The sequence below is a fragment of the Thermostichus sp. OS-CIW-31 genome (assembly GCF_054060305.1).
In genome coordinates, this window is the sequence record NZ_JBSSDA010000003.1 from 47874 (window position 1) to 69449 (window position 21576).

Consider the following 21576-nt stretch of genomic DNA (forward strand, 5'->3'; position numbering starts at 1 on the left):
CCAACCGCTCCTGCTTAGCGTTCCGGCTCAATGGAGCTGGTGAGGCCGTGCTGACGCAACTGCTCACAGTAAAACTCCGCGTGCTCCCGCGGCACCACGATCACCACAGCAACACCGTTGTTGTGGGCTTCCAGCATGATCTCAGTGGCTTGCGGCGGCATCATCGCCGGGATCACCTTCACCAGCACCTGCACCACGTACTCCATGGTGTTGACATCGTCGTTGTGCAGCAACACCCGGTACATGGGCATGTGCTTCGGGGTTACAGAAGGCTTGACCAGGGTCTCTGTAGCCACAACGATCCCTCCTTCGGCAGGGTCAAAAGAAGTCTAAGGAACGCAAAACCGCAAAAATGGGGCAAAAGCAGGAAAAACTGTAATGAAATTTTAGCCTTCTCAGCAAGCTCTGTGAAAAGGCCGTGGGGAACCTGGGCGCAGGGGTCAGAGCCGTTAAACCAACCCTAACCCAACCTTCACCTGCCCACAACCTCAGCTTGAGGGCAAAGGTGCTTGACTAAAAAGGCGATTGGCCTCTGCTGCGGATCCCTTTACATTTGCCTGTGTCCCTGAGGTGGGCCCTATGAGTTCCCTGCGTTCCCGTCGCTTTTTCCTGCAACTGCTTATGTTTGGAGGTGGGGCAGCCGCCCTGGCTGCCTGTGGGGGCACCTCCAGTTCCTCCATTCCCCCCCTGGGAGAGCCTGGATTTCCCCAAGGGGTATTTGCCGGGGATCCCACCTCGGAAGGGGCGGTGCTTTCCACGCGGGTGATCCCGGCCAGTGCAACAGACACGGTTGCGGTGACGTTGCAGGTGGCTGAGAATTCCGAGTTCAACCCCATTTCGCAACAAGTTTCGCTTACTGCTCGCCGTGTGGCGGGCCGCAACTACCGCACTGAGCCAGGCGACTACATTGCTCGTGCCGTCGTCACCGGCTTGAGGCCAGCGCAGCGCTACTTCTACCGGTTTGTCAGCGAGGGGTTTACCAGCCCTGTAGGCCAGTTTCGCACCCTGCCAGCTCCTGGGGATGGGCGGCCTGTTCGTTTTCTGCACATTAGCTGCGCCAACGAGCCCCCCTTTCCTATTGGGGCAGCCATGTTGGCAGAAGTTAGCCGCGGCGACATCGATTTCATTTCCTTTAACGGCGATACCGTCTACGCCGATCGCTTCTGGCTGGGGTTAGATCCCATCGGCAATCTGGAGTTCTATCGCAGCCTCTACCGGGATCAGCGGGATCCCAACTATGCCGGGCGGGAGTTCGTGCAACTGTTTGGCCGGACTGCTTTTGTTGTCAACTGGGACGATCACGAGGTGATTGACAACTACAGTGGCCAGAAGGCCCGCGGTGGCCGGGCCACTCAGCTCAACGACACCACCGGGCAAACCCGCGATGTGGAAGATCTCAAGGTGCTCGGCTACCAAGCCTTTTTTGAATACAACCCCATTACCCCCAACCTGACAGATGTGGCCGGTGTGGATAGCCGGGATCGGCTGTTTCGCAGCTTCCGCTACGGGGCCAATGCCGAAGTCTTTATCCTGGATCTGCGCCAGTACCGGGATTTGGCGGCGGTCACCCCCATTTTGCCCATTTTGCCCCCCGGCCTGACCCGTCAGCGTTTTTTGGAGCTGGCCGGCATTCGCCTCACGCCCGAACAAGAGACCCTCTTCTTTGGCCCGCCGGGATCCGAACAAGCCCTGTTTAACCTGCTGCGCCGCACGCCCCGTACCCTCTTGGGCAATCCGCAGAAGCAGTGGCTGTTCAACGGCCTGCGCAACTCCACCGCCACCTACAAGTTCATCGTCAGCGAGTTTCCCATCACGGTGACCTATTTCCGCTCCAACGATGTTTGGGAAGGCTACTGGCTGGAGCGGCAGGAAGTCATTGACTTTATCGAGAGCAACAACATCCGCAACGTGGTGTTCTTGACCGGCAACAACCATGCCGGCTTCATCGGACAGGTCAACCCCGGCAGCAGCAACCCCATCTGGGAAGTGTGGACTGGCCCCACCGGGCGGAGCGTTACGGCCCTGAGCATTGACGAGCTGGGCAATCAACTGGGGATCCCCAATGCCAGCCGCCTGTATTACCGGATTGTGAACGGCTTTTTGGCACCGGTGAACCCGACCAATCCGCAAGTGAGCGGGATCCCAGGGGTAACGACGGGCAACTTGCGCTTTTTGGAGCTGGCGGTGCCCAACTACAACGTTATTGAAGTGTCCGGCAGCCGCTGCACCATTCAAATCAAAGGCCCCGCCGGCAGTGTTTTGACGGATCCCTTAGGGCGAAGGGGGGAACTGAGCTTGCCACAATAAAACCACAATAAAGAAGTCGGCTCAACCGATGAGCCAGCTGCGCCGGATTGTCAATCAGAATTAAGGGATCCCTGCTCTACTCGGGATCCCTTTTTTTGTAACTCTTTTTCGCGATTTTCAGCATGAGATTCTTAAGATCCTTAACGTGATCTGAATCATTCGGGAGAAACGGATCTGGGTGCTAGAGTGTGGGCGTTGAGGTGGATCCCTGTAGAAAATCTATCTCCGTTTTTCAGTAGGAGGGCAGTCTTATGGCTTCGGTGCGGGGCTGGTTGGTGGCAAGCTTAATAGGAGCGGCCACAGTTATCGGGGGCGCTGCCGCCTGGGCTCAGAGCCGTAGTTTGTGGCTTCTTAATGGACAATCGACCGTAGTTACAGGCTATTTCTACCGAGGTGAAAACATCTGGGCGCAGTGCGACCAGGATTGCTTCGATGTGGATCTGGTGCTTTACGATGCCAGCGGTCAGGTGGTGGCTGCAGACGAACTGTTGGACGATTTCCCCATCGTGCAGGCGCCCTACGAGGGCAACTTTTCTGTCAAGGTGATCATGGCTAGCTGTCTCCACCCCAGTGGTTGTGCTGTGATCGTAGACTCGGACTACAGCTTCTAGAAGGGTGCTGGCTGTCCTCACTTCGCTGCTACTGCTTAGGAACTCAGTCCGTAGCCTAGGCTGCTTTGTGAGCAGCTTCCTGGACTTTGGCATGGGTAAACTTGCTCAGGCCGTGGATGGTCTTTTCCCAGTAGAAGGGCTTGGTGAAAAGCTGCCACAGAGCCATGTAAGCTGCCATAGAGTGCAGTTGCCAGTAGATGGGGTTGAGCAGGGCATAGAAGGCCAGATCGTAGTACCCTCGCCGGAAAACGGCCACCAAGTTGAGGTAAATCCCAATGGCATTGCCCACCAGGAGGTTAAACAAGCCCAGATAAACCAGCCAACTGGGGAAAATGTTTTGCAGCCAATGGGCGCGGGTGAGCAGCCAGTAAATAAACAGCAGCCACATGATGGGGCTGGTGAGAAAGGTAAAGAAGCTGCCGCCAATAAAAAACTGGTAAGACAGCCAGTTCTTCAGGCCCAGCTTGCGCAACGAGCGCAGGGGGTTGCGGTTGTGCACCAGCCAAGTTTGCATGTAGCCCTTGATCCAGCGGGAGCGCTGCCGGATCCAGTTTTTAACGGCGCAGTTGGCCTCTTCATAAGTGGTGGAGTTGATCACCCCCACCGTATAGCCGTGCTGGCTGGCGCGGATGCCCAAGTCGGCGTCTTCAGTGACGTTGAACGGATCCCATCCCTGCAGCTCCCGCAGGCGGTCAGTGCGAAAGTGGTTGCTGGTGCCACCCAAGGGGATCGGCATTCTGAGAGTTTCCAAACCCGGCAGCAGATAGTCGAACCAATAGGAATACTCCAGGGTGAACATGCGGGTGAGGAAGTTCTCGCTGCGGTTGAAGTAGTTGAGGGCAGCCTGGACGCAGACCAAGCTGGGATCCCCTTTTCGGAAGGCAATGACTGCTTTTTTGAGTTGGTCTGGATCCGGAATGTCTTCAGCGTCGTAGATGGTGAGGTATTCGCCACGGGCAAAAGCCAGGCCGTAGTTGCAGGCTTTGGGCTTGGTCTTGGGTTTGCTGTCGGGCACCAACAGCAGGCGCACGTAGCGGGGGGGCTTGGCAGCTCGAGCTGCCTCAATGGTGTCTCGGTCGTTTTCCTCCAACAGAATAAGCACATCCAACCGCTCGTGGGGGTAATCCAGCTTAGAGAGAGACTTGATCAAAATCGGCATTACTTCCGGCTCTTTGTAGACCGGCACCAGGATGGTGTAGATGGGCAAGTCGCGATCATCCAAAGCGGCTACTTCCTCATCGGTAATCTGGTGGAAGCGATCGGCGGATCCCACTAGGCTGAGCAGCAGTTTGAACAGGATCGAAGCGACGTAAAAAAGATTGATCAGCAGCACCAAAATGGTCAGAGTCGTCCAGGGAGCAGTGGCCAACCCCAATAGAAATAGCAGCAGCAGGCCGTAGCCCACTGCAATCTGAGAAGGAGTAAACACCCGCGAGGCCGATTCCTCCGGCAGGCGGGCCATCAGCTTGTACACCGCCTCTTGGCTGAAGCGGGATCCCTGGTCTTGGCTGAGCAGTTGCGTGATATCCTGCTCGGTGCCCAGCACCTTTTCAATCCGCAAGCCTGGCCGCCAGCTGTAGAGCAGCTCATCCACCGCCCAGTCCAGGGGGTCATTGACCATCACTGTAAGGGTGTGCTCATCCGTCCAGCTCAAGGGGTAGAAGAGGTGGCGCATCATCACCTCGGGATCAAACTGCCGGCTCAGGCTCTCGTCGCGGTGGAGCAGCCCTGTCCCCATTAGTTCTGAGACAGCGGGGTAGCCCAGCAAATGGGCTAGGATGCTGAGATACTCGGGGGTGGAGAGGTAGCTCAGCCGGGTCAGCACCTGCCCCAGGCTGGAGCCGGTGCGGCGGCGGATCTCCAAAGCCTGCTGCCACTGCTCTAAGGTAAGACGGCTGCCCAGCAGCTCGGCGGCCAGCTTGCGCTCAAGGATGACCGTCAGGATCTGCTTTTCAGTGGCTGGGATCTCCCAGAGTTTTTCTGCTTCCGGGCACAGGTGTTTCACAGACTGCCAAATGGCGGGGAAGCCCGGCTCTTCTGTGGCCACCACAACAGTTTGCGGGTCGAGCCAGCCACAGGGCAAAAAGCGCACCGGCACCAAATCAATAGGCTCAATCAGCCAAGGCAGCTCTGGATCTAGGGAGTGCTTGAGCAGCCAGTCTCTCAGCCTAGGCCGGTCCAGAATCTGGCGACACAAGTTGACAAACTTGCCCGGGTGCATGACTCGCAAGCTCCAAAGAGCCCTAGGCAAGGAGCAACTAGCTGCTTCGCGATACTCCTCAGCCTCAGCCAATTGCTGCCGGGTAAGGTAGCCCGTGCGCAAAAGCGAGGATTTGAGGGACTGGAGCATGGCTGGAAACCCTATTCGCGCAAGTGGGACGGAGTCCTTGCTTGGCTCAAGTCTGGTTTAACCGGAAGTCCTCTGCCAACCCCCCTAGGAAAGGGTGGGCGACTCAGGGCGGCGGGCCAAGCGTTGGTAGGTATTCCAGGCTCCTACTGCCAGCAAAAGGGCCAGCAGCAGCACTAACCAATAGCGGTATTGCCACAACAAAAGCTGCCAACTGAAGCGACCGGGGTAGCGCACTCGATAGCCTGCCGGCGTGAGATCCCAGCTTTGCACTTGGGTGAGATCGGGGGCAGCGGCATAGGCGGTGAGCACGTTTCCCTGTAGCTGGTTGGCCAGGCGGGTGCGCGGATCGGCAAGGCCGCGGCTGAGGCGCTCTGCCAAAACCGGGTCAGATCCCCACCAGGAAAGCCAAAGGTTCGGCTTACCTTTCAGGAGAAAGTACTGCAAAAGGCCGAGGTTTTCTTGAGGCTGAGCGGCCAAGGCCACCTGCTGGTTGAGGGGATTGATGATTTCAAACTGGGATCCCAGCCGGATGGGGCTATTAAGCTCCACCTGATCTGGCCCAGCCACGATCACCTGCCAGGCAAAGTTCCCCGTCTCCAGGTTGGCTTCCTCTTTAGGCAAAACCTCAAGGGTGGGCAGCAGGGGTCGGGCAGCCAGCCGGCTGAGGGCACCGACCAGGTAGGCGGCAGCCGGCAGCAGTTGGGGATCCCCCAGCCCAACCCGTCCGGATCCCTGCAGCACCGCCGGGATCTCCTGCAGCTCGCCGCTAGGGGCTTGGTAGCCGCTCCAGAGAAGGCCAGAGCTATCGGAACGCACTTGCAAAGTCAGCGGGGTCAGGGATCCCTGGCAATTACCGGGGCTGGCCCCGTAATCAAAGCGCAGCTCCAGTTGGTTGAAGCGGCGCAGCAGGCGGGTGGGGAGGGGGATGGTCTCGTTGAGCTGGGTGCGGCCCGTTAGGTTGTAGGTGCGCAACAGAACGCCATTCAAGAACACGTAGCTGGTGAGGCGATCCCCCACTCGGCCATCGACCGGGTTCATGATCACATCCAGTTGCGCCGCCAGATCCCGCGGTCGTCCCCCTAATTGGGACAGGCTGAAGTTGAAGACCAAAGACTGGCTGCCAAACCCCCGCAACATGGGATCCACGATCCCCAGCTCTCGCAGGCTGAGGCGGTTGGCCCTGAGCGCTCTCTCCAGATCCGCCACCCTTGTCACCTGGATGCCGCGGCTGACCAGCCCCGCCCGCTTCCATTCTTCATAGAGAGCAAGAATAGCTTCCCGGCGGGCGGCCACTCGCAGGCGGGATCCCTCTGGGGTAATTTGATGCTGCAAGTGGGGGGTGAAATTGGCCGGCTCTAAGATCACCTGTGCCCCCTGCTTCGGACGGTTGCTCCACAGGATGGGCGTTTGCGGAAACAGGTGAGAAAGGAGGCTGTACAGCCACAGAGCTGCTTCCGCCGTCTCAGAGGAAGGATTGGCCGGCACTACCAAAGTAACCTGAGGATACAGCCGGCCCAGAAAACCGGCCACCGTGGCATCAGGAACGAGGGGCGCCAGCTCAAAGAAACTGTCCCGCCCTACCGTCAGCAGCAAATTGCCGGTATTCAAGTCGGCGCAAATATCGTCGCTGATGCTCAGGAAAGGCTGCACCGACAAGGTGATAAAGCGCTCGCCAGCGGCCAAGCTGGGGATGGGCACCCGCACCACCGGCTCCTGCCGCAGGTCCCGCACCAGAAAAAGGCCCATTAGCTCCTCGTTGATCAGCACCCGCACCGTGGACGTGGGCTTGAGCACCGGCGAGGGATCCAGGCGCAACTGCACAAAGCTGGCCTCGGGGTCAAGGCCGTTGAGGGGGGCAGGGATCCCGATATCTAGACGCGGGTTAGCTCCTTGCAGCAGCACCGAGCGGTCGTAGCCCAGCCTTTGCAGAGAAATGACTTCCGCTGCGTGGACAGCCGTCGGCCCGCAACACCAAAGCAAACCGGCAACCCACAAAGCCCACTGCCTTGCCTTCTGCGTCACCTTGACCCCCTCTTGCTTATCCCTCACTTGTCTAGTGCAGGCAAGCCCCTTGGCCCACCTGACCCAAGTTTGCCCAACATGCAGAAATCTGCAAGCTTTCGGGGGTCTTTACGCACAAACCGTAGATTCGGATGCCCAGGGGATCCCTTTACTGGCGGGCGTAGTCGTCCTCAAAGCGCACGATGTCGTCTTCCCCGAGATATTCCCCGTTCTGCACCTCGATGATCACCAGAGGAATGGTGCCGGGGTTTTCCAGGCGGTGCTTGGTGCAGGGGGGAATGTAGGTGGACTCGTTGGAGCTCAGCAGCATCACCTCTTCTCCACGGGTAACCTTCGCTGTGCCCCTGACCACGATCCAGTGCTCGCTGCGGTGGTAGTGCATCTGCAGGCTGAGCCGATGGCCGGGCTTCACCTCGATGCGCTTGATCTTGTACATCGGGCCTTCATCCAAAACCCAGAAGGATCCCCAGGGACGGGTCTCTGCTTGAGAGGGCACCAGCTCAAGCGCTGGAACTGCTGCTTCATTCACGTCCCGCACAGCCTGCAACATAAGATCATGTCCTTGCAAAGTCGTCCCCATCCTCTCTCAGAATCCGAGAACACCTCATCGACAATCTGGCTGAATTGGCCTACGCCAAAACTCGTAGATAAAGTCTCTCAGGCCAGGGAATGCTAATCTAGCCCTGTGTCCAGTGCCTAGACACATCAGCCCATCCCCACGCCCTACTTGAGACATGTTCTCATTAACACTAAATAGCTCTTGAGGCTCGATTGGCGATTTAACCAGTTACCCTCCAATTAATCTCCAATTAATTCTAAATTCTTGAAGCTACTGAAGTAACCCATGTTTCTCAACAGGCTCAGGGCTTTCTTGCAGCTCTTCGGGTCTACCGGGATCCTGTTTCTGCTGCTGGCTAGCCTTCTGTGGGGTTTGAAGGAGGGCTGGGGCTGGGTGAGCTTGGAGATGCAGTTTCTCGGCTACAAGGGATCCGTGGCGGTTTTGGGGCCGGATCCGCGCCTGCCCATTGTGGGCACCACCTTTCCTCCCTTGCTGGTGCTGGCTACGGCCATTCTGGGACGATCCCCGCTGTTGCTGCAGACCATCTTGGGCTCTTTGCTGCTGGGCTGGACGTGGCGGCAGTTGCGCGGCTTGCCGGTGGAAGTGGGATGGCGCTGGCTGTGGGGTTTGTTGATGATGCTGCAGCCGGCTTTGATCTTGATGCTGCTGCGCAGCCCCGCTTGGACGGCCACCTCGCTTTTGCTGGGGGTAAACATGGCCTTGTTGTTTCCCCTGGCTGACGAGAAACGAGCAGCGGGGAAGTCAGTGGCGGCAGGGGATGAGCTGCCTATTACCCTGAGGCTGCTGCTCGTTGGGCTGGCGCTGGGGCCCCTGATGGTGCTGCGCTGGGAAAGCGGATGGCTGCTGCCCTGGGCGGGGATGCTGCTGCTGGTGGCCTTTCGCCGAGAAGTCTGGGGGTTTCGCTGGGCCTCGCTGTTAGTGGCCGGCTTTGTCAGCCTAGCCTTGATCCTGAGCTGGCTGTATGTGAATTGGCTGTCGGTAGGGGATCCCTGGGCTTTCACCTACCAGGTGGGCAGCGGTCTGCGGCTGCCGCAATTGCGGGAAGACTTGCAGCAGGCGGGTGGCTGGCGGGGGGTGCTGGAGGCTGGGAAATGGCTGGCGGTGCTGGCCCCTGCCTATCTGCTGTTGGGGCTGGGATCCCTGCTGGGCCGAGGCCCGGGTCGCTGGGTATGGGCTCTGGTCTGGGGGATGCCGCTGGTCATCCTGCTGGCTTCTCTAGGGCAGGGGCTGTTTTTGCGGGAGCTGAGCCGCTTTGGCCTTTTCTGGGTGCCGCTTCCTTTGCTGATGGGCGCCTACTTGTGTCGCGGAGCCGGCCCCGGCTGGGCTAAGCGCCTGTTGATCACTGCCCTCTTGGGGTTGAACTGCCTCACTGCCGGTTATGGGGTGAGCCAAGAGCCGGGTTTCCTCATGCCCCTGGTGGCCGAGGAGCGGGATCTCTGGGAGCGGCTGGTGGCAGGGTTAGTGCCCCTTAGTGGCGAGTTGGAAGCTGCCCAAAACCTGTATGAAGTAACCTCTGCTGGGCAAGCCCTAGAAGACTGGCGGAGGCTGCGGCAGGAAAAGCGCCAGGTTGGGCAGTATCTCTATCGCCACCTGTTGCCCGGACAAAAAGTGCTGGTGGACGACGACATCCACTTTGAGGCTATCTTTTGGGCAAGGGATCCCCGCTCTTTCCTTACTCCTCACCAGTACGAGTTTGCCCTGGCCCTTCAGCATCCCCAGGAAAGGGTGGACTACCTCTTGGTAGCGGGGCTGGCGGATCCCTTGCAGAGCGCCGATCGCATCCTGCAATTTTGGTCTGAGCTCAATTTTGAGGGGCTGCCGGGCTTCAGGGAGGTTTATAGCTCCCCCCAAGTGCGGCTGTGGGCTCGCCAACACCAAGAGGAACCGCAGGAGGAGAGGAGATGAAAAGGAGACGATCCTGGCAGCGGCGACAGGTGCTGCAAGCGGGCGGAGCGCTGCTGGCTGCCTATGGGGTTGCCGGCTGTGGCCAGGAGTTTTTGAGTCAGCAGGGGAGTCGCAGCCCGGAAAATGCCGAGACGGGAAGCATGAACTTGTCAGAGCTGCTGGCCCGCTGGCAGGTGGGCATTGGCGAGGATCCCGGTCGCTTCCTCTGGGAAATCGAGTCGGATCCGCAGGTGGCGGCAGTGGCGCAGGGGTGGGATCCCCATTTCCTGAGCGGCTGGCTGAACAGCTTTGATCACCGCCAGGGAGATCTCTCCTTTTGGCGCAACTGGCACCAGGCCGGGCTCTTGCGGCAGTGGTTTGAGCGGGGCTATACCCTCCACATCATCACCTGGGAAGACGACACCCACCGCCCCTGCGGCGACTATCACGTCTCCCCGCAATTTGTGGAGGACGTGGCCGAGCTGGCGGGCTATATTGCCCAAGCCAATCCTCAGGGCCGCCCCACCTACTGGAGCTTGGCTACTGAGTTTTCCTACTGGCGGATCCCGGCGGACACCTACAACGCCGACACTGCTCCCTACTACCAAGCCCTAATGCGCAATGTCCTCACAGCCCGCCAAGCCATCAAGGAGCGGCTGCCAGAGGCCGAAGTGGCCCTGTGCTGGGGGGGCTGGATTGCCACCTTTGACGACCCTTCCCGGGGGGCAGGCCGCAGCATGGTGGAGCCCTTTGCCGAGACCATGAGCCAAATGGACGGGATCGCCTTCCAGTCCATGCGCCAGCGGCGGCCAGGGGAGTTTAACCCAGAGCTGAACGGCCCGGATCCCGGTAACCCGGAGCAGATCCGCCTCTGTTGCCGCCTGTTTTCCCCCATCCACCCCAACCTGATGTTGGCCCACTACGAGCCATCGATTAAGGACAAGCACCCCAGCGGCGGACGGGCCGACACCGTCCATACAGACTTTCAGCTCATGAGCCAGCCGGAGTGGCTGCAGGAAGTGTCTCAACTGGGGCTGCGGCGCTTTTCCCTCATGCACTACGGCCTCTACAAAGGGGATCCCTATGGGGCGCTGACGGCAGCGCGGCAATTCCGGGCACAGGTGGGCCTACCGGCTGCCACCGCCAGTTAGCAGTCGTTCTAGAGCTGGTTTTGTCCCGGATCTTGGCCCAGAGCTTGATCCTAGGGATACAATCCCCCTGAAGCTGCCGGGATCCCTGCCATGGAGAAGCTGAGATTTCTAAGGGCAAGCCTGCTGGCGAGTCTAGTGGTTAGTGCAATGCCGCCGGAGCTGCCGGCCTGGGCAGGATGCGGTTTTCCCCGCGGTGCCGGCAAGACTTTTTTTTCGCTGCAGCCGGAGGTCTATCGGCCTCGCACCCGCTTTGACCAGGGGGGGCAACTGGGGCCTGCTCTCTCAGAATATGGGGAAACCCGCCTCAACCTCTTTGCGGAGACGGGCCTCAGCGATCAGCTCACTCTCAACCTCAACACCAGCTACGTTTTCATCGAAAATCGCTTTGCCAGCGGGGCTGACACCGTTACCCAGCGCAACCAGGGCCTGCGGGATCTGGAACTGGGCCTGCGCCATACTTGGGGGAACGGGGATCCCTTCTTCTCGGCTCAGCTAACGGCCTTGATCCCGCCCGGATATGCCACCCAAGACATTCCCCTGCCCTTGGGGTACGGCGTCTTCGGCTACGATCTCAAAGTTGGGGTGGCGGCCAATACCCAGTTGGGATCCCTGCCCGCCTTTTTCGACTCCTGCCTCACGTTCCGAGATTACTTGGGCTATCCCGGGGATCGGGTCAAGGCCAACCTGACCTTCGGGGCAGACCTGACTCCTGAACTGCAGGCCATCCTGGCCCTGGATGGGGATTTTACGTTGGGCAACGGCGCGCCTTTGTTGTTCGGGGATTTGGCCGTTCAGGATCCCGACTACGACAACCTCAAGCTTTCTGGCCAGCTCAACTGGCGGCTGGAGGGAGGGTTAACGCTGGGCTTGGGAGGGTTTCAATTCTTGACCGGCCGCAACACCAACGCCGGCGGCGGCTTCACCGGCTATGTGTGGCTAAGTTACTAAAACCCAACAAAATGTTGCAGGATATCCCCTACGGTAACAGGGATCCGCAGGGGCAGATCTAGGATGAGTCTTGGCAAACTACGGCCCGGAGAACGGATCCCATGTCTCGATTTGAGAACCTCATTGCCGCCATCGATGGCAGCGGCCCCACTGAGCAAATGGTGCATACCCTTCTGTCTCTGCCGGCCTTTGCCCAGTGCCACGTGACATTGCTGCATGCGGTGCCTTCCCAGACCTCTGCCGAGGAGATGCGGGCTGCCTGGCAAAAGGGGCAGGAACTGCTGGCCCAAACCCTGCAGACTTTCCCCCCCCGCCCAGGGCTAAAGATCAGCACGCAACTGGTGGAAGGGGATCCCAAGGTGGTGGTGCTGCAGGTGGCCGAGTCCCTGCCCAATCCCTTAATTGTCATGGGATCCCGGGGGCGCAACCGCATCATGGCCATTTTGCAGAACTCGGTGAGCCAATATGTGTTCCAGCTCGCCTCCTGCCCAATGCTGCTGGTCAAAGACGACGCCTACGTCAAATACCCCAGCCATGTCATGGTGGCCCTCAACAACTCCCCCGCTGCCCAGGCCGCCTTTGCCACGGCCCTTGACTTGATCTCCGGCATTCAAGGGGCCCAGATCTTCCTGGCCTCTGTGCAGTTGGATGCCGACAACCCAGGTAGAGATGAGGCCCTAGATCGGGCAATCGACATCCTCAAAAACCGGCAAATCGGCCACCAGGTGTTGACGGCTGTCGGGGATCCGGCTACGGAGATTGTCCGCCTGGCTGAAGAAAGCAAGGCCGATCTGCTGGTGATGGGATCCCCGGATCGCCGACCTACCATTGCCCGCAGCATCCCCGACCTGGATCGGCTGCTGGGGCGTTCCATCTCCGACTATGTGCGGGTGCACATCGGCTGCCCCGTGCTGATGGTGCGCTCCGTCCAAGACTAAACAGGACTCAAGAGCGAGGGATCCCTAAGGCAAGATAGAGCGGTGCTCTGTAACTCGGTCGCTCTGCTGCTGGCGATCCGGGCTGACGGCCCAAGCTTCAAAGATCAGCTCGGGGACGCCTGGGGGAATGGTCATGCGGGTTAAAGCTTGCCACTGCCCCTGATCGTCGCGGGAGAAGTCCAGCAACCAGCGGGGGCCATCCACCAACGAGCGGGTGCGGCCATGCTTGACCCAAAACTTGATCCAATAAGGTGGCTGGGAGGCGGCGCCGGCGGCGGAGGCAGGGGCCAAGGCCGGCAAACGCAGCACCACATCGAAATTGTCGCCCGCTCGCAATTGCTCAGGCACCAGCAGTTGTGGCGCCGGGCACACTTCTGGCGGCGGGGGCGAGTTTTTGGTGTCCTTGCTGGTGGCAGGCAGGGCGAATGCAGGCGGAGGTGGGGTGGCCGGGCTCCCTGCTGGGGCTGGCAGGGCGGCATCCTCGCCCATTGGCTCAGCTTGGGGGGGTGAGGGAAGAGGGGAAATCGGCGCCGCAGGCTGGGGGTTAGGTTCGGGTGCGGCCTTAGCAGAGGGCTCTGCCGGCTGAGTCGAGCCGGGATCCCCTCCAGCAGGAGCACTGTGCTGCCAGATGCGCAGCAGCTTTTGCAAGGTTCGTTCGGGAGAGAGCAGGGTTGCGGTCGAGGCAGGACTGGCAGCATCGGCCAGCCTCTCTTCCTCTTGCTGCTGCGGGAGGGGGATCCCTGCGCCAAGAAGTCCTGCCTCTTGGCTGCGACAGCGAATGGAAAAGGGGATGGTCAGGGTCTGAGGCGACGGCTCTGGATCCCACCAGGAGGAGGGAGTAAGGGCCAGTTCTCCCCGTAAAGGACGGGCCCACACTTGGCTGGGCAGGGTGATGGGGATGCTGAACACCGCCGTCCGCGCCCCCGCCGGGAGTTGAATTTGCCGTTGTCCCTGGAAAAGCGGCCTCTCCTCCCCTTCTGGCCAAACCTGTACCCGCAGCTCGCCGCTGCAGCCGATCCGCCCCGTCAACACCAGCACCTCCTCCGGGGATCCCTCCAATTCACTGTGCATTAGGGAAAACAGCTCTGGCGGGATGGCGACCTCTTTTTTCTGGGGGGGCTCAAACCCGGCCTCTTCAGCCACCGGGGCAGGGATCCCTCGTTCCGGCTCCAGAGGGGCAGGCACAACCTGAAAACGGAGACAATTGTCCAACTCGGTTTCACCGAACAGTTCTGCGATCAAGTCGGCATCTCGGCAGTGCAATTCCCAAAACCCAGGGGTGAGGCGGCTGGCAGGCAAAATAATGCCGATCCCTTCATCGTTGGTGCGCACAGAACGGGTTTGGACTTGTGGGGGAGTCGGGGCGGTGTCAGGGCCCTGATTCTGCGACGACAGAGGACGCTGCCGGACTTCCACCGTGATGGTGAAGTGGGGCTGAGGCGAACGGGCAACAATGGTGTAGGTATCTTCTTCCAGAACTGCGCCCTCGGCTGGTACCGGCTGCCAGTCTTCCTGGCCGTCGCGCCGAACCCAAAAATTCAACATGGCTCCATCACCTTAGGTGCTCCGCACTGCTGACCCGAATGGGATGCCAGATACTTAACCAGATCGGCTTGCAAAAGGGTTTGCTGTTGCCCTGTAGGCAGGTGCTTAAGCTGTACCTCTCCGGCCACAGCTTCTGCATCCCCCAGCGTAACAGCCCAAGTTGCGCCGCTGCGGCTGGCCCGTTTGAACTGCTTGCCAAAGGCGCTGCCGCTCAGATCCAGCTCGGTGCAGAAACCAGCTTGGCGCAGCGCTTGAGCGATCCGGAGGGATTGGGCCTCAGCCTTCGCCCCACGGGAGATCACGTAAACCTCGACCGGTGCTGGCGGAGCCTCCCCTTGTTTCTTTTGCAACAGCAGCACCAGCCGCTCCATGCCGATGGCCCAGCCCACCGCTGGGGTTGAAGGCCCGCCCAGCTCTTCCACCAAGCCGTCGTAGCGACCGCCCCCACAGACGGTACTCTGGGATCCCAAGTCAGGCGAGACGATCTCAAAGGCGGTGTGGGTGTAGTAGTCCAGGCCCCGCACCAAGTAGGGATCCAACTGGTAGGGAATGTCCAACATCTGCAGGTGATCTTGCACCTGCTCGAAGAAAGCCCGCGATTCTGGGCCGAGGTAATCCGGCAGCTTGGGGGCCCCCTCGGCAATCTCGCGGGTGCGGGGATCCTTGCTGTCTAGAATGCGCAGCGGGTTGCGGGTGAGGCGCTCTTGGGAGTCGGGATCCAGCTTCTCCCGCAAGGGGGTGAGGTAGTCCACCAGGGCCTGGCGATAGGCCCGCCGGTCCTGCGGATCCCCCAAGGAGTTGAGCCGCAAGCTCAGGTTCTCCGCCCCCACCGCCTGCAACAGCTCCCAGGCCAAGGCGATGACTTCCGCATCGGCGCGGGGATCTCGGCTGCCCAGCAGCTCTACCCCCAACTGATGGAACTGGCGTTGCCGCCCCGCCTGAGGACGCTCATAGCGAAACATCGGCCCACAATACCAAAGGCGTTGCACATCTCCAGCCATTTGCAGCCCGTGCTGAATGTAGGCCCGCACCACGCCCGCCGTGTTCTCGGGACGCAGGCTCACCTCTTGCTCGCCACGGGTGCTGAAGGAGTACATCTCCTTGCCCACCACGTCAGTGGCGCTGCCAATGCTGCGGGCAAAGAGCTCCGTCAACTCCAGGATGGGGGTGCGAATTTCTTGGTAGTTGGCCCGTCCCAGGATCTCTCGGGCGCTGGCTTCCACCTGCTGCCAGAGCCGCACCTCCTGCGGCAAAATGTCTCGGGTGCCTCGCACCGCCTGGATCATCTCCATTCTCGTTCTCCCTCCCTGGGGTGGGCCTGGCCGCCTGCTATGCCAATGGCTGTTCTCGTCAAAGGACTCCGTCCCGCTGACGCAAACGGCCTAGTTATTGATTATCGGCGACAACACTCCCCGTCGCTAGCGGAGCCAAATGACCCCGATCCAAGCTCGAGTCCAACCAGGAGTAGGTGGCGGCAATTTGGCTGGTGGCAACAACAGCGGCGGTGGTGGCTCGCAAGATGGTAGGGCCAAGGGAGACGGACACTCCCCCATATTCCTCAGCTTGCCGACGTTCGGCAACGGTCCAGCCCCCCTCTGGGCCGATGGCTATGGCCAAGACGGGATCCCTGAGCTTTGGCAGGGCTTGCACCAGCGGGGGCACTTTGTGCCGAGCCACGGCTATACCCCACCAAAAGGACTCCGTCCGAGTAGCGCGAACGGCTTGTAGCTCCGCCAGCCAACTTGTCCAAGGGGTAGGGGGATCAACCTGAGGCCAGCGCAACCGCTCACATTGTTCTGCGGCCTCCCGCACAATTTTTTGCCAGCGTTCCTGCCGCCCAGATCCCGGTTCCAACACGGTGCGCTCTGTCAGCAGGGGGGTAATTCGCGCCACCCCCAGCTCGGTAACCTGGCGGAGCACCTCGTCAAACCCCTGCCCTTTGACCACCGCCAAGCCCAGATGCAAAAAAACGGGCAATTCCCGCGGCAGCGTCTCCACCTCGCCCACAATTTGGGATCCCTGAGCCTGCCAATGGGCCGCCCACAGCTTGCCTGAGCCATCCAGAACCAAAAAGGGATCCCCCGGCCTGAGGCGGCGCACCCGCTGCAAGTAGTGCTGTTGCGGGCCGGTTAAATGGAGAACACCACTCGGATCCCGCTGCGCCGGGTCAATCGCCAACCGGGGCAAAGCGCTCAGGTCATGCGTGCGTTCAGACAACACCATTCCCCCCGTCGCCAGAGGGCTGCCACCACCCATTCGTTGGCCTCCAGCATCTCCGCCACCAACTTGGCCTGCTCGATGAGGATGCCGCTGAGGATCAGCCATCCCCCCTCCTTCACCACCAGCCGAAACTCCGGGATCATATCCAGGATCACATCTGTCAGGATGTTGCACACCAACCCATCCACCATTTCGGGAATCTGCTCCAGGCTGCCCTGAGCCACCACAATGCGATCCGTCAGGCCGTTGAGATCGCGGTTGTGCATCGTGGCCTGCACCGCCAGGGGGTCGACGTCCACCGCAAACACCCGCTTCACCCCCAACAGGGCCGCCGCCAACGACAAAATGCCGGATCCACAGCCCACATCCGCCAGCGTCGCCGCCGGGGGATCCCCTCCCCAGCTCTCCAGACGCATTTCCAGCGACTCCAGACAGAGCTGCGTGGTGGGGTGAGTGCCCGTGCCGAAGGCCATACCGGGATCCAGCCGCAACAGGTGACGACCGGGGTGAGGGGGCGGCTCCAGCCAGGCCGGACAAATGAGCAACTTGTCCCCGACCCATTGGGGCTGCCAGTGCTGCTTCCAACTGCTGCTCCAATCTTCCGCCTCTATGCGTTCCCAGCGCAGCTTGGGAACCCGCTGACCGGCAATGAGGGCATCTTGCTGCAGGCGCAGGGAGAGGGCTGCCAAATCCAGGAGGCTGACGTGAGGCCAAGGCAGATAGGCGTGAATGCAGACCTGATCTTCGCCGTGGGCTTGGCTGGTCATGCCCCGACAGCCAAAACTCTCCAGCCGCCAAAAGATCAGGTCTTCTTGGGCAGGGGAGGCGATGAGACTGAGATCCCACCAGGCTCCACCGGGATCCGGCGCTTGTGCGGGCGAAAATGGGGTGGGATCGGCAACAGTCCTGCTCACAGGGATCCCTTCACAAACCTAAAGGAAAACCAAAGTGATGGCCAACAAGATAGCGCTTCATGTCACCCAGCCGGCCAGCACTCAATGCGGCACTCTATATCAAAAATTGCAGCGCTCTGCTCAATTCATAGTTTAGGCTTATTCTGGCTATTCTAGGATTGAAAGGCTCACAGCGTCGGTTCAGCAGCGAAGAAGGGAAGGATCCTCCCAATTGGGGGATGACCCTCAGCGGCTCTTTGGATGACCAGCTCAGCCCTGTGAGATAGATTAAGTCCAAAAGCATTGAACAAGAATTGGATGCAGCGTTGACATTCGTTCCGAGCCTCAGTGATTTTGCGGATAGATGGGGTTTGGCTGGGGCGTACTGAGCAACGATGTAAGGATGAAGAAAGAGCAATGCAGGTGGCGAGGTCGATGTCAATTGAGCAGTCAGGGCAGCAGCCGAAGGTAGCTCCTTGGGGGATTACCAGAGGGGAAAGGGCTGCCCATGAAGATCTTCAGCCGCTCAAAGTCAGCACCCGCAAGGACTCCGTCCCGCTGACGCGATCCGCTCTGATGCGGCGTTTTAATCAGAGCTTTCCGCCTTTTTACAGCCAGTTTGTCAGCAGCGAGGTACAGGCCCAAAATCTGCGCTTGGCTTACACCCTCTACCAGACCCGCAAGGCGGTGGTACAGGTGCAGGACGAAGGTCGCAAGACGGTGGTCTGTCTGGCCTACCGCAACCGACCTTCTCTGCTCAGCGATCTGTTTGGGGTGTTCACTGCTTTTAATCTCTCGGTGCATGGCATTCATCTCTATGGGCAGATCTACTCACCGCACCTGGTGTTTATCCGCACCATTGTCTCCCGCGATGGCCACAGCCTTTCTTCCCAAACCAAGCTCAGCCTAGAACGGGCCATTCACGAATGCCTGGCGGGTGTGTTTCGCGTTCACGAAACCTTGGCGCTGGAGTTTGATCTCAAGGCCGGACTAAAAGACGTGCAGGTTTCTTTTTATTTTGACCCGGTGTTTCACCTACCCACACTTTTGGTGGATGTGGACAACCAGCCGGGCGCGTTTTACCGGGTGATGACGGCCCTCGCGCAGGAGGATTTGACCGTTGTTAACCTCAACTTGATGCTCCGCCGCAAGCAAACGCGCTTCATTTTTTACTTGCTAGGGCCGGATTCAACTCCAGCCATGCCGGAGTTCTTAGGGCAAAAATTGGCGTTGAGCATCCAGCAGCGGCTGCAAGGGGATCCCGTCTAGATCTGCACGGGACTGGGAGGCAAATCGAAAAGGACGGTGTTCATGTAGCGCTCTGCCCAGGCGGGGCCAAAAGCTTTTTCCAAAACGCGGCGGGTGCGGTCGTTCTGCTGTTGCTGGCTGCAATAGCGCTGCTGCCCCTGGTAGTGGGCCAAAATCTGGCCGGGATCCGTCTGCGGGGGAATCTGTTGCGCCAACCGACAGTGAATTTCCAAGTAACGGCGGGCAAAGTGTAAAAAGCGCTCGGCCTCTGCTTCGTCGGCAGGACGGACGAACAGGCAGTAGGGAGAAAAAATCGTGCCCCACTCCGGCAACCGGCGCCGGTGTTGGAAAGGGGCGAGATGGGATCCCAACGCTTCCAGCTCCTGGATATAGAGATCGGGCAAGCTGGGGGTCACCGGCGAGAGATCGACAATGGCGGCGCTCACCTGTCCGCGACCGACCACAATGTCGCAACCGAACAGCGGCAGCGGGTACTGCGGCTGCGGAAACATAACGCAATGGAGGATATCCAGGCTCTGCCCGGCCTGGGCCAGCTCCAGGTGCAGTTTGCGAAAGGGATCCCCTTGGTAGCAGCGGTTTTCAATTTGCAATTTTTCGCCCTCTAGGCGGCCCTCCACGTAGCCCAGGTCGTCAGGCAGAGGATAGGGGGCCAGGGTGAGGGTGGATCCCCAAACGTTCAGGATTGCCTCAGATAAGCCCTGAATGAGCGGATGCAGTTGGGCAGAGAGAGCAGGAGCGGTGAACATAAGACTCTAGAAGAAAGGCCAAGAACCCCATCCAACCTTGACCTTGGCTCCATGCCAAAGTGTTATGGGGGAACCGCACCGCTGATGCGAAGGGCTTGGGTGGGATCCCCAAAAATCCCAGAGGCCCTAGCTGGGCAAGGCGTTCTAAAACTGTATGCCTGAAGACGGAAGGGGTGGGATTCGAACCCACGGTGACCTTGCAGTCACAACGCTTTTCGAGAGCGTCACAATCAACCACTCTGTCACCCTTCCAGTCTGCTGTAGGGCTTTACTATCTTAACGGCAAACCGAGTCTCCTGCTTCTTCCCAGCCTCAAAGCCAAGCTTGCTTCCCCCACGGGATGCGGTTGATGGGAAAGTGCTCCGCACCGCTGGCGGGAACGCCCAGATGAGATCATAGGGATATGGCTGCTCTATCCATTCACCACTTTCGCCAGGCCAAGCAGGCGGGTCAACCTTTGGTGGCCCTCACGGCTGCCGACTACGCCACCGCTCAGATTTTGGATCAGGCTGGGATCGACTTGATCCTGGTGGGCGACAGCTTGGCCATGACCCACTTGGGGTATACCAGCACCCTGCCCCTGACGCTGGAACAGATGCTCCATCACGCCCAGGCGGTGCGCCGCGGGGTAGAACGGGCCTTTTTGGTGGCCGACTTGCCCTTCTTGACTTATCAAGTCCACAAAGAACAAGCTCTCCTCTCAGCAGGGCGGTTGATGAAGGAGGCAGGAGTCAACGGGGTCAAGCTGGAGGGGGGCTACCCCGACATGGTGGAAACGGTGGCCTTTCTGGTGCAGCGAGGGATCCCGGTTTTGGGTCACATCGGCCTCACTCCGCAGGCCAAACATCAACTGGGAGGCTATCTCCAGCAGGGAAAAACCACTCCGGAGGCGGAGCGTCTGCGACAAGAGGCCCTCAGCCTGGAACAAGCAGGGGCATTTGCCCTGGTTCTGGAGCACATGCCGGCGGAATTGGCTGCCCAAATCTCAGCCCAGGTGGGGATCCCAACCCTGGGCATTGGAGCCGGGCCGGCCTGCGATGGGCAGATTTTGGTCACCCACGACCTGCTGGGGCTGAGCGAGCGGCTCCCCCCTTTTGCCAAGGCCTATACCAATTTGAGACAGGCGATCCGAGAAGCGGTGGAAGCTTTCGCCGACGATGTTCGCCAAAAAGTATTTCCCCCCCGCTGAAGGGATCCCTTACCCATTCAAAGCTTGGGCAGAGCATGACTCTAGTCAATAATAAGCTCAACTATACTGAAAATAATGTATAATATGTTCAGTACGGATTACTACCAGTTGATCTTTCTGTTTACTTTCGAGTCTGCCAACATGGTAGCCAAAGCAAAGCAGAAAATTGGTAGTAAGACGACACGGAAACTGCGCTTTGGGTATTCTACTCAAAGCTTTGCGGGATACCGCCATTCTGTTTGGAAACAAACAGAATGCTATCGCTGCATAGTTGAACAGTGATGTTCAGCAGTGTTCAGCGTAAATGTATCAGGTGCTATGCCTACGGCACCTCATACTGCTACCTACTGCTACGCAATGCTTATGGGAACGGGAACCGCACCGCTTTCTCAAGGCTGGGCAAGGATAGGGCGACCTCAGGGATCCCTGAGCAGCACCGTCCCGGTCACCACAGCGCTTTGACCCAACCGGTCGAAGACCCGCAAGCTGAGCAGGTAGGAGCCGGGCACCAAGCTCAGGGGAGGGCGAATGCGGAAGCGGGTTGTACAGAACACCTCTCCAGACACACAATTCACCTGGGCTGCCGATAGCGTCTGCACCTCGATCCCCGACCACGACACCTGAAACGCCAGCTCCGCCGGGATCCGGCCCGGCACCGATACCGAAACCCCCAGCTCCAAAAAGCCGTTCCGATTCACCACAGAAGGAATATCGCTGCTGGTGATCAAAGGCGGCAGCGGAGTACTGGCCGTCAGCGCATCGGCACCACAACCGACCAAGGCCACACCCAGCAGGCCCAGCGCCCATCCCCAGGATTTGGATCCCAGCTTCATCACAGGGTTCATCTGAAAACTCACCTTCTCAGTATAGAGGGCGGGGGCAACAGAGTTAGTGTTGGTTCTGGGAAAAGCTAAAAATTTACA

The 21576-nt window shown here is 59.6% G+C and carries 18 protein-coding genes and 1 tRNA gene; 8 read left to right on the plus strand and 11 right to left on the minus strand.

Annotated elements, in window-relative coordinates; all coding sequences use genetic code 11:
* Nucleotides 1–14 precede the first annotated feature (14 nt).
* The gene (gene clpS, locus ACVWY9_RS02800; protein WP_099812808.1) at nt 15–296 is read right to left on the minus strand and encodes an ATP-dependent Clp protease adapter ClpS; all 282 of its coding nucleotides are present in this window, start codon (nt 294–296) and stop codon (nt 15–17) included.
* A gap of 283 nt (nt 297–579) precedes the next feature.
* Here clpS and ACVWY9_RS02805 point away from each other — a divergent pair, with 283 nt between their 5' ends.
* Complete coding sequence (locus ACVWY9_RS02805) at nt 580–2307, plus strand: alkaline phosphatase D family protein (RefSeq protein ID WP_457387439.1); 1728 nt, start codon at nt 580–582, stop codon at nt 2305–2307.
* Between the two features lie 251 nt (nt 2308–2558).
* A complete protein-coding gene (locus tag ACVWY9_RS02810) occupies nt 2559–2918 on the plus strand; it encodes a hypothetical protein (RefSeq protein ID WP_099812809.1) in 360 nt (119 codons plus the stop codon).
* A gap of 55 nt (nt 2919–2973) precedes the next feature.
* On the opposite strand, the gene ACVWY9_RS02815 is transcribed toward ACVWY9_RS02810, so the two are convergent.
* From ACVWY9_RS02815 to ACVWY9_RS02825, 3 genes are all read right to left on the minus strand, one after another.
* Complete coding sequence (locus ACVWY9_RS02815) at nt 2974–5268, minus strand: glycosyltransferase (RefSeq protein ID WP_457387440.1); 2295 nt, start codon at nt 5266–5268, stop codon at nt 2974–2976.
* Between the two features lie 84 nt (nt 5269–5352).
* Nucleotides 5353–7290: a cellulose biosynthesis cyclic di-GMP-binding regulatory protein BcsB gene (locus ACVWY9_RS02820; RefSeq protein ID WP_457387441.1), complete on the minus strand. Its 1938-nt coding sequence runs from the start codon at nt 7288–7290 to the stop codon at nt 5353–5355.
* Between the two features lie 148 nt (nt 7291–7438).
* Complete coding sequence (locus ACVWY9_RS02825) at nt 7439–7840, minus strand: cupin domain-containing protein (protein ID WP_457387442.1); 402 nt, start codon at nt 7838–7840, stop codon at nt 7439–7441.
* 294 nt (nt 7841–8134) lie between these two features.
* On the opposite strand from ACVWY9_RS02825, the gene ACVWY9_RS02830 reads away from it, so the two are divergent.
* The 4 genes from ACVWY9_RS02830 to ACVWY9_RS02845 all read left to right on the plus strand — a co-directional run bounded on the left by ACVWY9_RS02830 (nt 8135) and on the right by ACVWY9_RS02845 (nt 12791).
* Nucleotides 8135–9775 (plus strand): hypothetical protein, encoded by a 1641-nt coding sequence (locus ACVWY9_RS02830; protein WP_457387443.1) that lies wholly within the window; start codon nt 8135–8137, stop codon nt 9773–9775.
* Complete coding sequence (locus ACVWY9_RS02835; RefSeq protein ID WP_457387444.1) at nt 9772–10905, plus strand: hypothetical protein; 1134 nt, start codon at nt 9772–9774, stop codon at nt 10903–10905. Before ACVWY9_RS02830 ends, ACVWY9_RS02835 begins: the two co-directional genes overlap by 4 nt.
* A 135-nt stretch (nt 10906–11040) precedes the next feature.
* Entirely contained in the window at nt 11041–11853 is an 813-nt protein-coding gene (locus ACVWY9_RS02840; RefSeq protein WP_457387445.1) for a hypothetical protein, read from the plus strand.
* Between the two features lie 101 nt (nt 11854–11954).
* A complete protein-coding gene (locus tag ACVWY9_RS02845; protein ID WP_414351493.1) occupies nt 11955–12791 on the plus strand; it encodes a universal stress protein in 837 nt (278 codons plus the stop codon).
* A gap of 24 nt (nt 12792–12815) precedes the next feature.
* Here the strand turns inward: ACVWY9_RS02845 and ACVWY9_RS02850 are convergent, their stop codons facing one another.
* The 4 genes from ACVWY9_RS02850 to prmA all read right to left on the minus strand — a co-directional run bounded on the left by ACVWY9_RS02850 (nt 12816) and on the right by prmA (nt 17470).
* The gene (locus ACVWY9_RS02850) at nt 12816–14336 is read right to left on the minus strand and encodes a hypothetical protein (protein WP_414374172.1); all 1521 of its coding nucleotides are present in this window, start codon (nt 14334–14336) and stop codon (nt 12816–12818) included.
* On the minus strand, nt 14330–15628 hold the full coding sequence (gene hisS / locus ACVWY9_RS02855; protein ID WP_457387446.1) for a histidine--tRNA ligase: 1299 nt from the start codon (nt 15626–15628) through the stop codon (nt 14330–14332). The genes ACVWY9_RS02850 and hisS overlap by 7 nt, the downstream gene beginning before the upstream one ends.
* Nucleotides 15629–15722: 94 nt before the next feature.
* Nucleotides 15723–16559: a 16S rRNA (uracil(1498)-N(3))-methyltransferase gene (locus ACVWY9_RS02860; protein ID WP_457387447.1), complete on the minus strand. Its 837-nt coding sequence runs from the start codon at nt 16557–16559 to the stop codon at nt 15723–15725.
* Nucleotides 16529–17470 (minus strand): 50S ribosomal protein L11 methyltransferase, encoded by a 942-nt coding sequence (prmA, locus tag ACVWY9_RS02865; protein ID WP_457387448.1) that lies wholly within the window; start codon nt 17468–17470, stop codon nt 16529–16531. Before prmA ends, ACVWY9_RS02860 begins: the two co-directional genes overlap by 31 nt.
* A 414-nt stretch (nt 17471–17884) precedes the next feature.
* Here prmA and ACVWY9_RS02870 point away from each other — a divergent pair, with 414 nt between their 5' ends.
* Nucleotides 17885–18718 (plus strand): hypothetical protein, encoded by an 834-nt coding sequence (locus ACVWY9_RS02870; protein ID WP_457387449.1) that lies wholly within the window; start codon nt 17885–17887, stop codon nt 18716–18718.
* Here ACVWY9_RS02870 and ACVWY9_RS02875 read toward each other — a convergent pair.
* Both ACVWY9_RS02875 and ACVWY9_RS02880 read right to left on the minus strand, forming a co-directional pair.
* Nucleotides 18715–19464 (minus strand): phycocyanobilin:ferredoxin oxidoreductase, encoded by a 750-nt coding sequence (locus tag ACVWY9_RS02875; RefSeq protein WP_457387450.1) that lies wholly within the window; start codon nt 19462–19464, stop codon nt 18715–18717. The genes ACVWY9_RS02870 and ACVWY9_RS02875 overlap by 4 nt on opposite strands.
* A gap of 165 nt (nt 19465–19629) precedes the next feature.
* Nucleotides 19630–19716 (minus strand) — tRNA-Ser (locus ACVWY9_RS02880).
* A 151-nt stretch (nt 19717–19867) separates the two neighbouring features.
* Here ACVWY9_RS02880 and panB point away from each other — a divergent pair.
* A complete protein-coding gene (gene panB, locus ACVWY9_RS02885; protein WP_457387451.1) occupies nt 19868–20653 on the plus strand; it encodes a 3-methyl-2-oxobutanoate hydroxymethyltransferase in 786 nt (261 codons plus the stop codon).
* 416 nt (nt 20654–21069) lie between these two features.
* On the opposite strand, the gene ACVWY9_RS02890 is transcribed toward panB, so the two are convergent.
* Nucleotides 21070–21498, minus strand: coding sequence for a hypothetical protein (locus ACVWY9_RS02890; protein ID WP_457387452.1), 429 nt, complete (start codon nt 21496–21498; stop codon nt 21070–21072).
* Nucleotides 21499–21576 lie beyond the last annotated feature (78 nt).

Coding starts and splice junctions, on each gene's coding strand:
- ACVWY9_RS02805 (WP_457387439.1), top strand. CDS start 580: ATGAGTTCCCTGCGTTCCCGTCGCTTTTTCCTGCAACTGCTTATGTTT.
- ACVWY9_RS02810 (WP_099812809.1), top strand. CDS start 2,559: ATGGCTTCGGTGCGGGGCTGGTTGGTGGCAAGCTTAATAGGAGCGGCC.
- ACVWY9_RS02815 (WP_457387440.1), bottom strand. CDS start 5,268: ATGCTCCAGTCCCTCAAATCCTCGCTTTTGCGCACGGGCTACCTTACC.
- ACVWY9_RS02825 (WP_457387442.1), bottom strand. CDS start 7,840: ATGTTGCAGGCTGTGCGGGACGTGAATGAAGCAGCAGTTCCAGCGCTT.
- ACVWY9_RS02830 (WP_457387443.1), top strand. CDS start 8,135: ATGTTTCTCAACAGGCTCAGGGCTTTCTTGCAGCTCTTCGGGTCTACC.
- ACVWY9_RS02835 (WP_457387444.1), top strand. CDS start 9,772: ATGAAAAGGAGACGATCCTGGCAGCGGCGACAGGTGCTGCAAGCGGGC.
- ACVWY9_RS02845 (WP_414351493.1), top strand. CDS start 11,955: ATGTCTCGATTTGAGAACCTCATTGCCGCCATCGATGGCAGCGGCCCC.
- ACVWY9_RS02850 (WP_414374172.1), bottom strand. CDS start 14,336: ATGTTGAATTTTTGGGTTCGGCGCGACGGCCAGGAAGACTGGCAGCCG.
- hisS (WP_457387446.1), bottom strand. CDS start 15,628: ATGGAGATGATCCAGGCGGTGCGAGGCACCCGAGACATTTTGCCGCAG.
- ACVWY9_RS02860 (WP_457387447.1), bottom strand. CDS start 16,559: ATGGTGTTGTCTGAACGCACGCATGACCTGAGCGCTTTGCCCCGGTTG.
- ACVWY9_RS02870 (WP_457387449.1), top strand. CDS start 17,885: ATGTCAATTGAGCAGTCAGGGCAGCAGCCGAAGGTAGCTCCTTGGGGG.
- ACVWY9_RS02875 (WP_457387450.1), bottom strand. CDS start 19,464: ATGTTCACCGCTCCTGCTCTCTCTGCCCAACTGCATCCGCTCATTCAG.
- panB (WP_457387451.1), top strand. CDS start 19,868: ATGGCTGCTCTATCCATTCACCACTTTCGCCAGGCCAAGCAGGCGGGT.
- ACVWY9_RS02890 (WP_457387452.1), bottom strand. CDS start 21,498: ATGAACCCTGTGATGAAGCTGGGATCCAAATCCTGGGGATGGGCGCTG.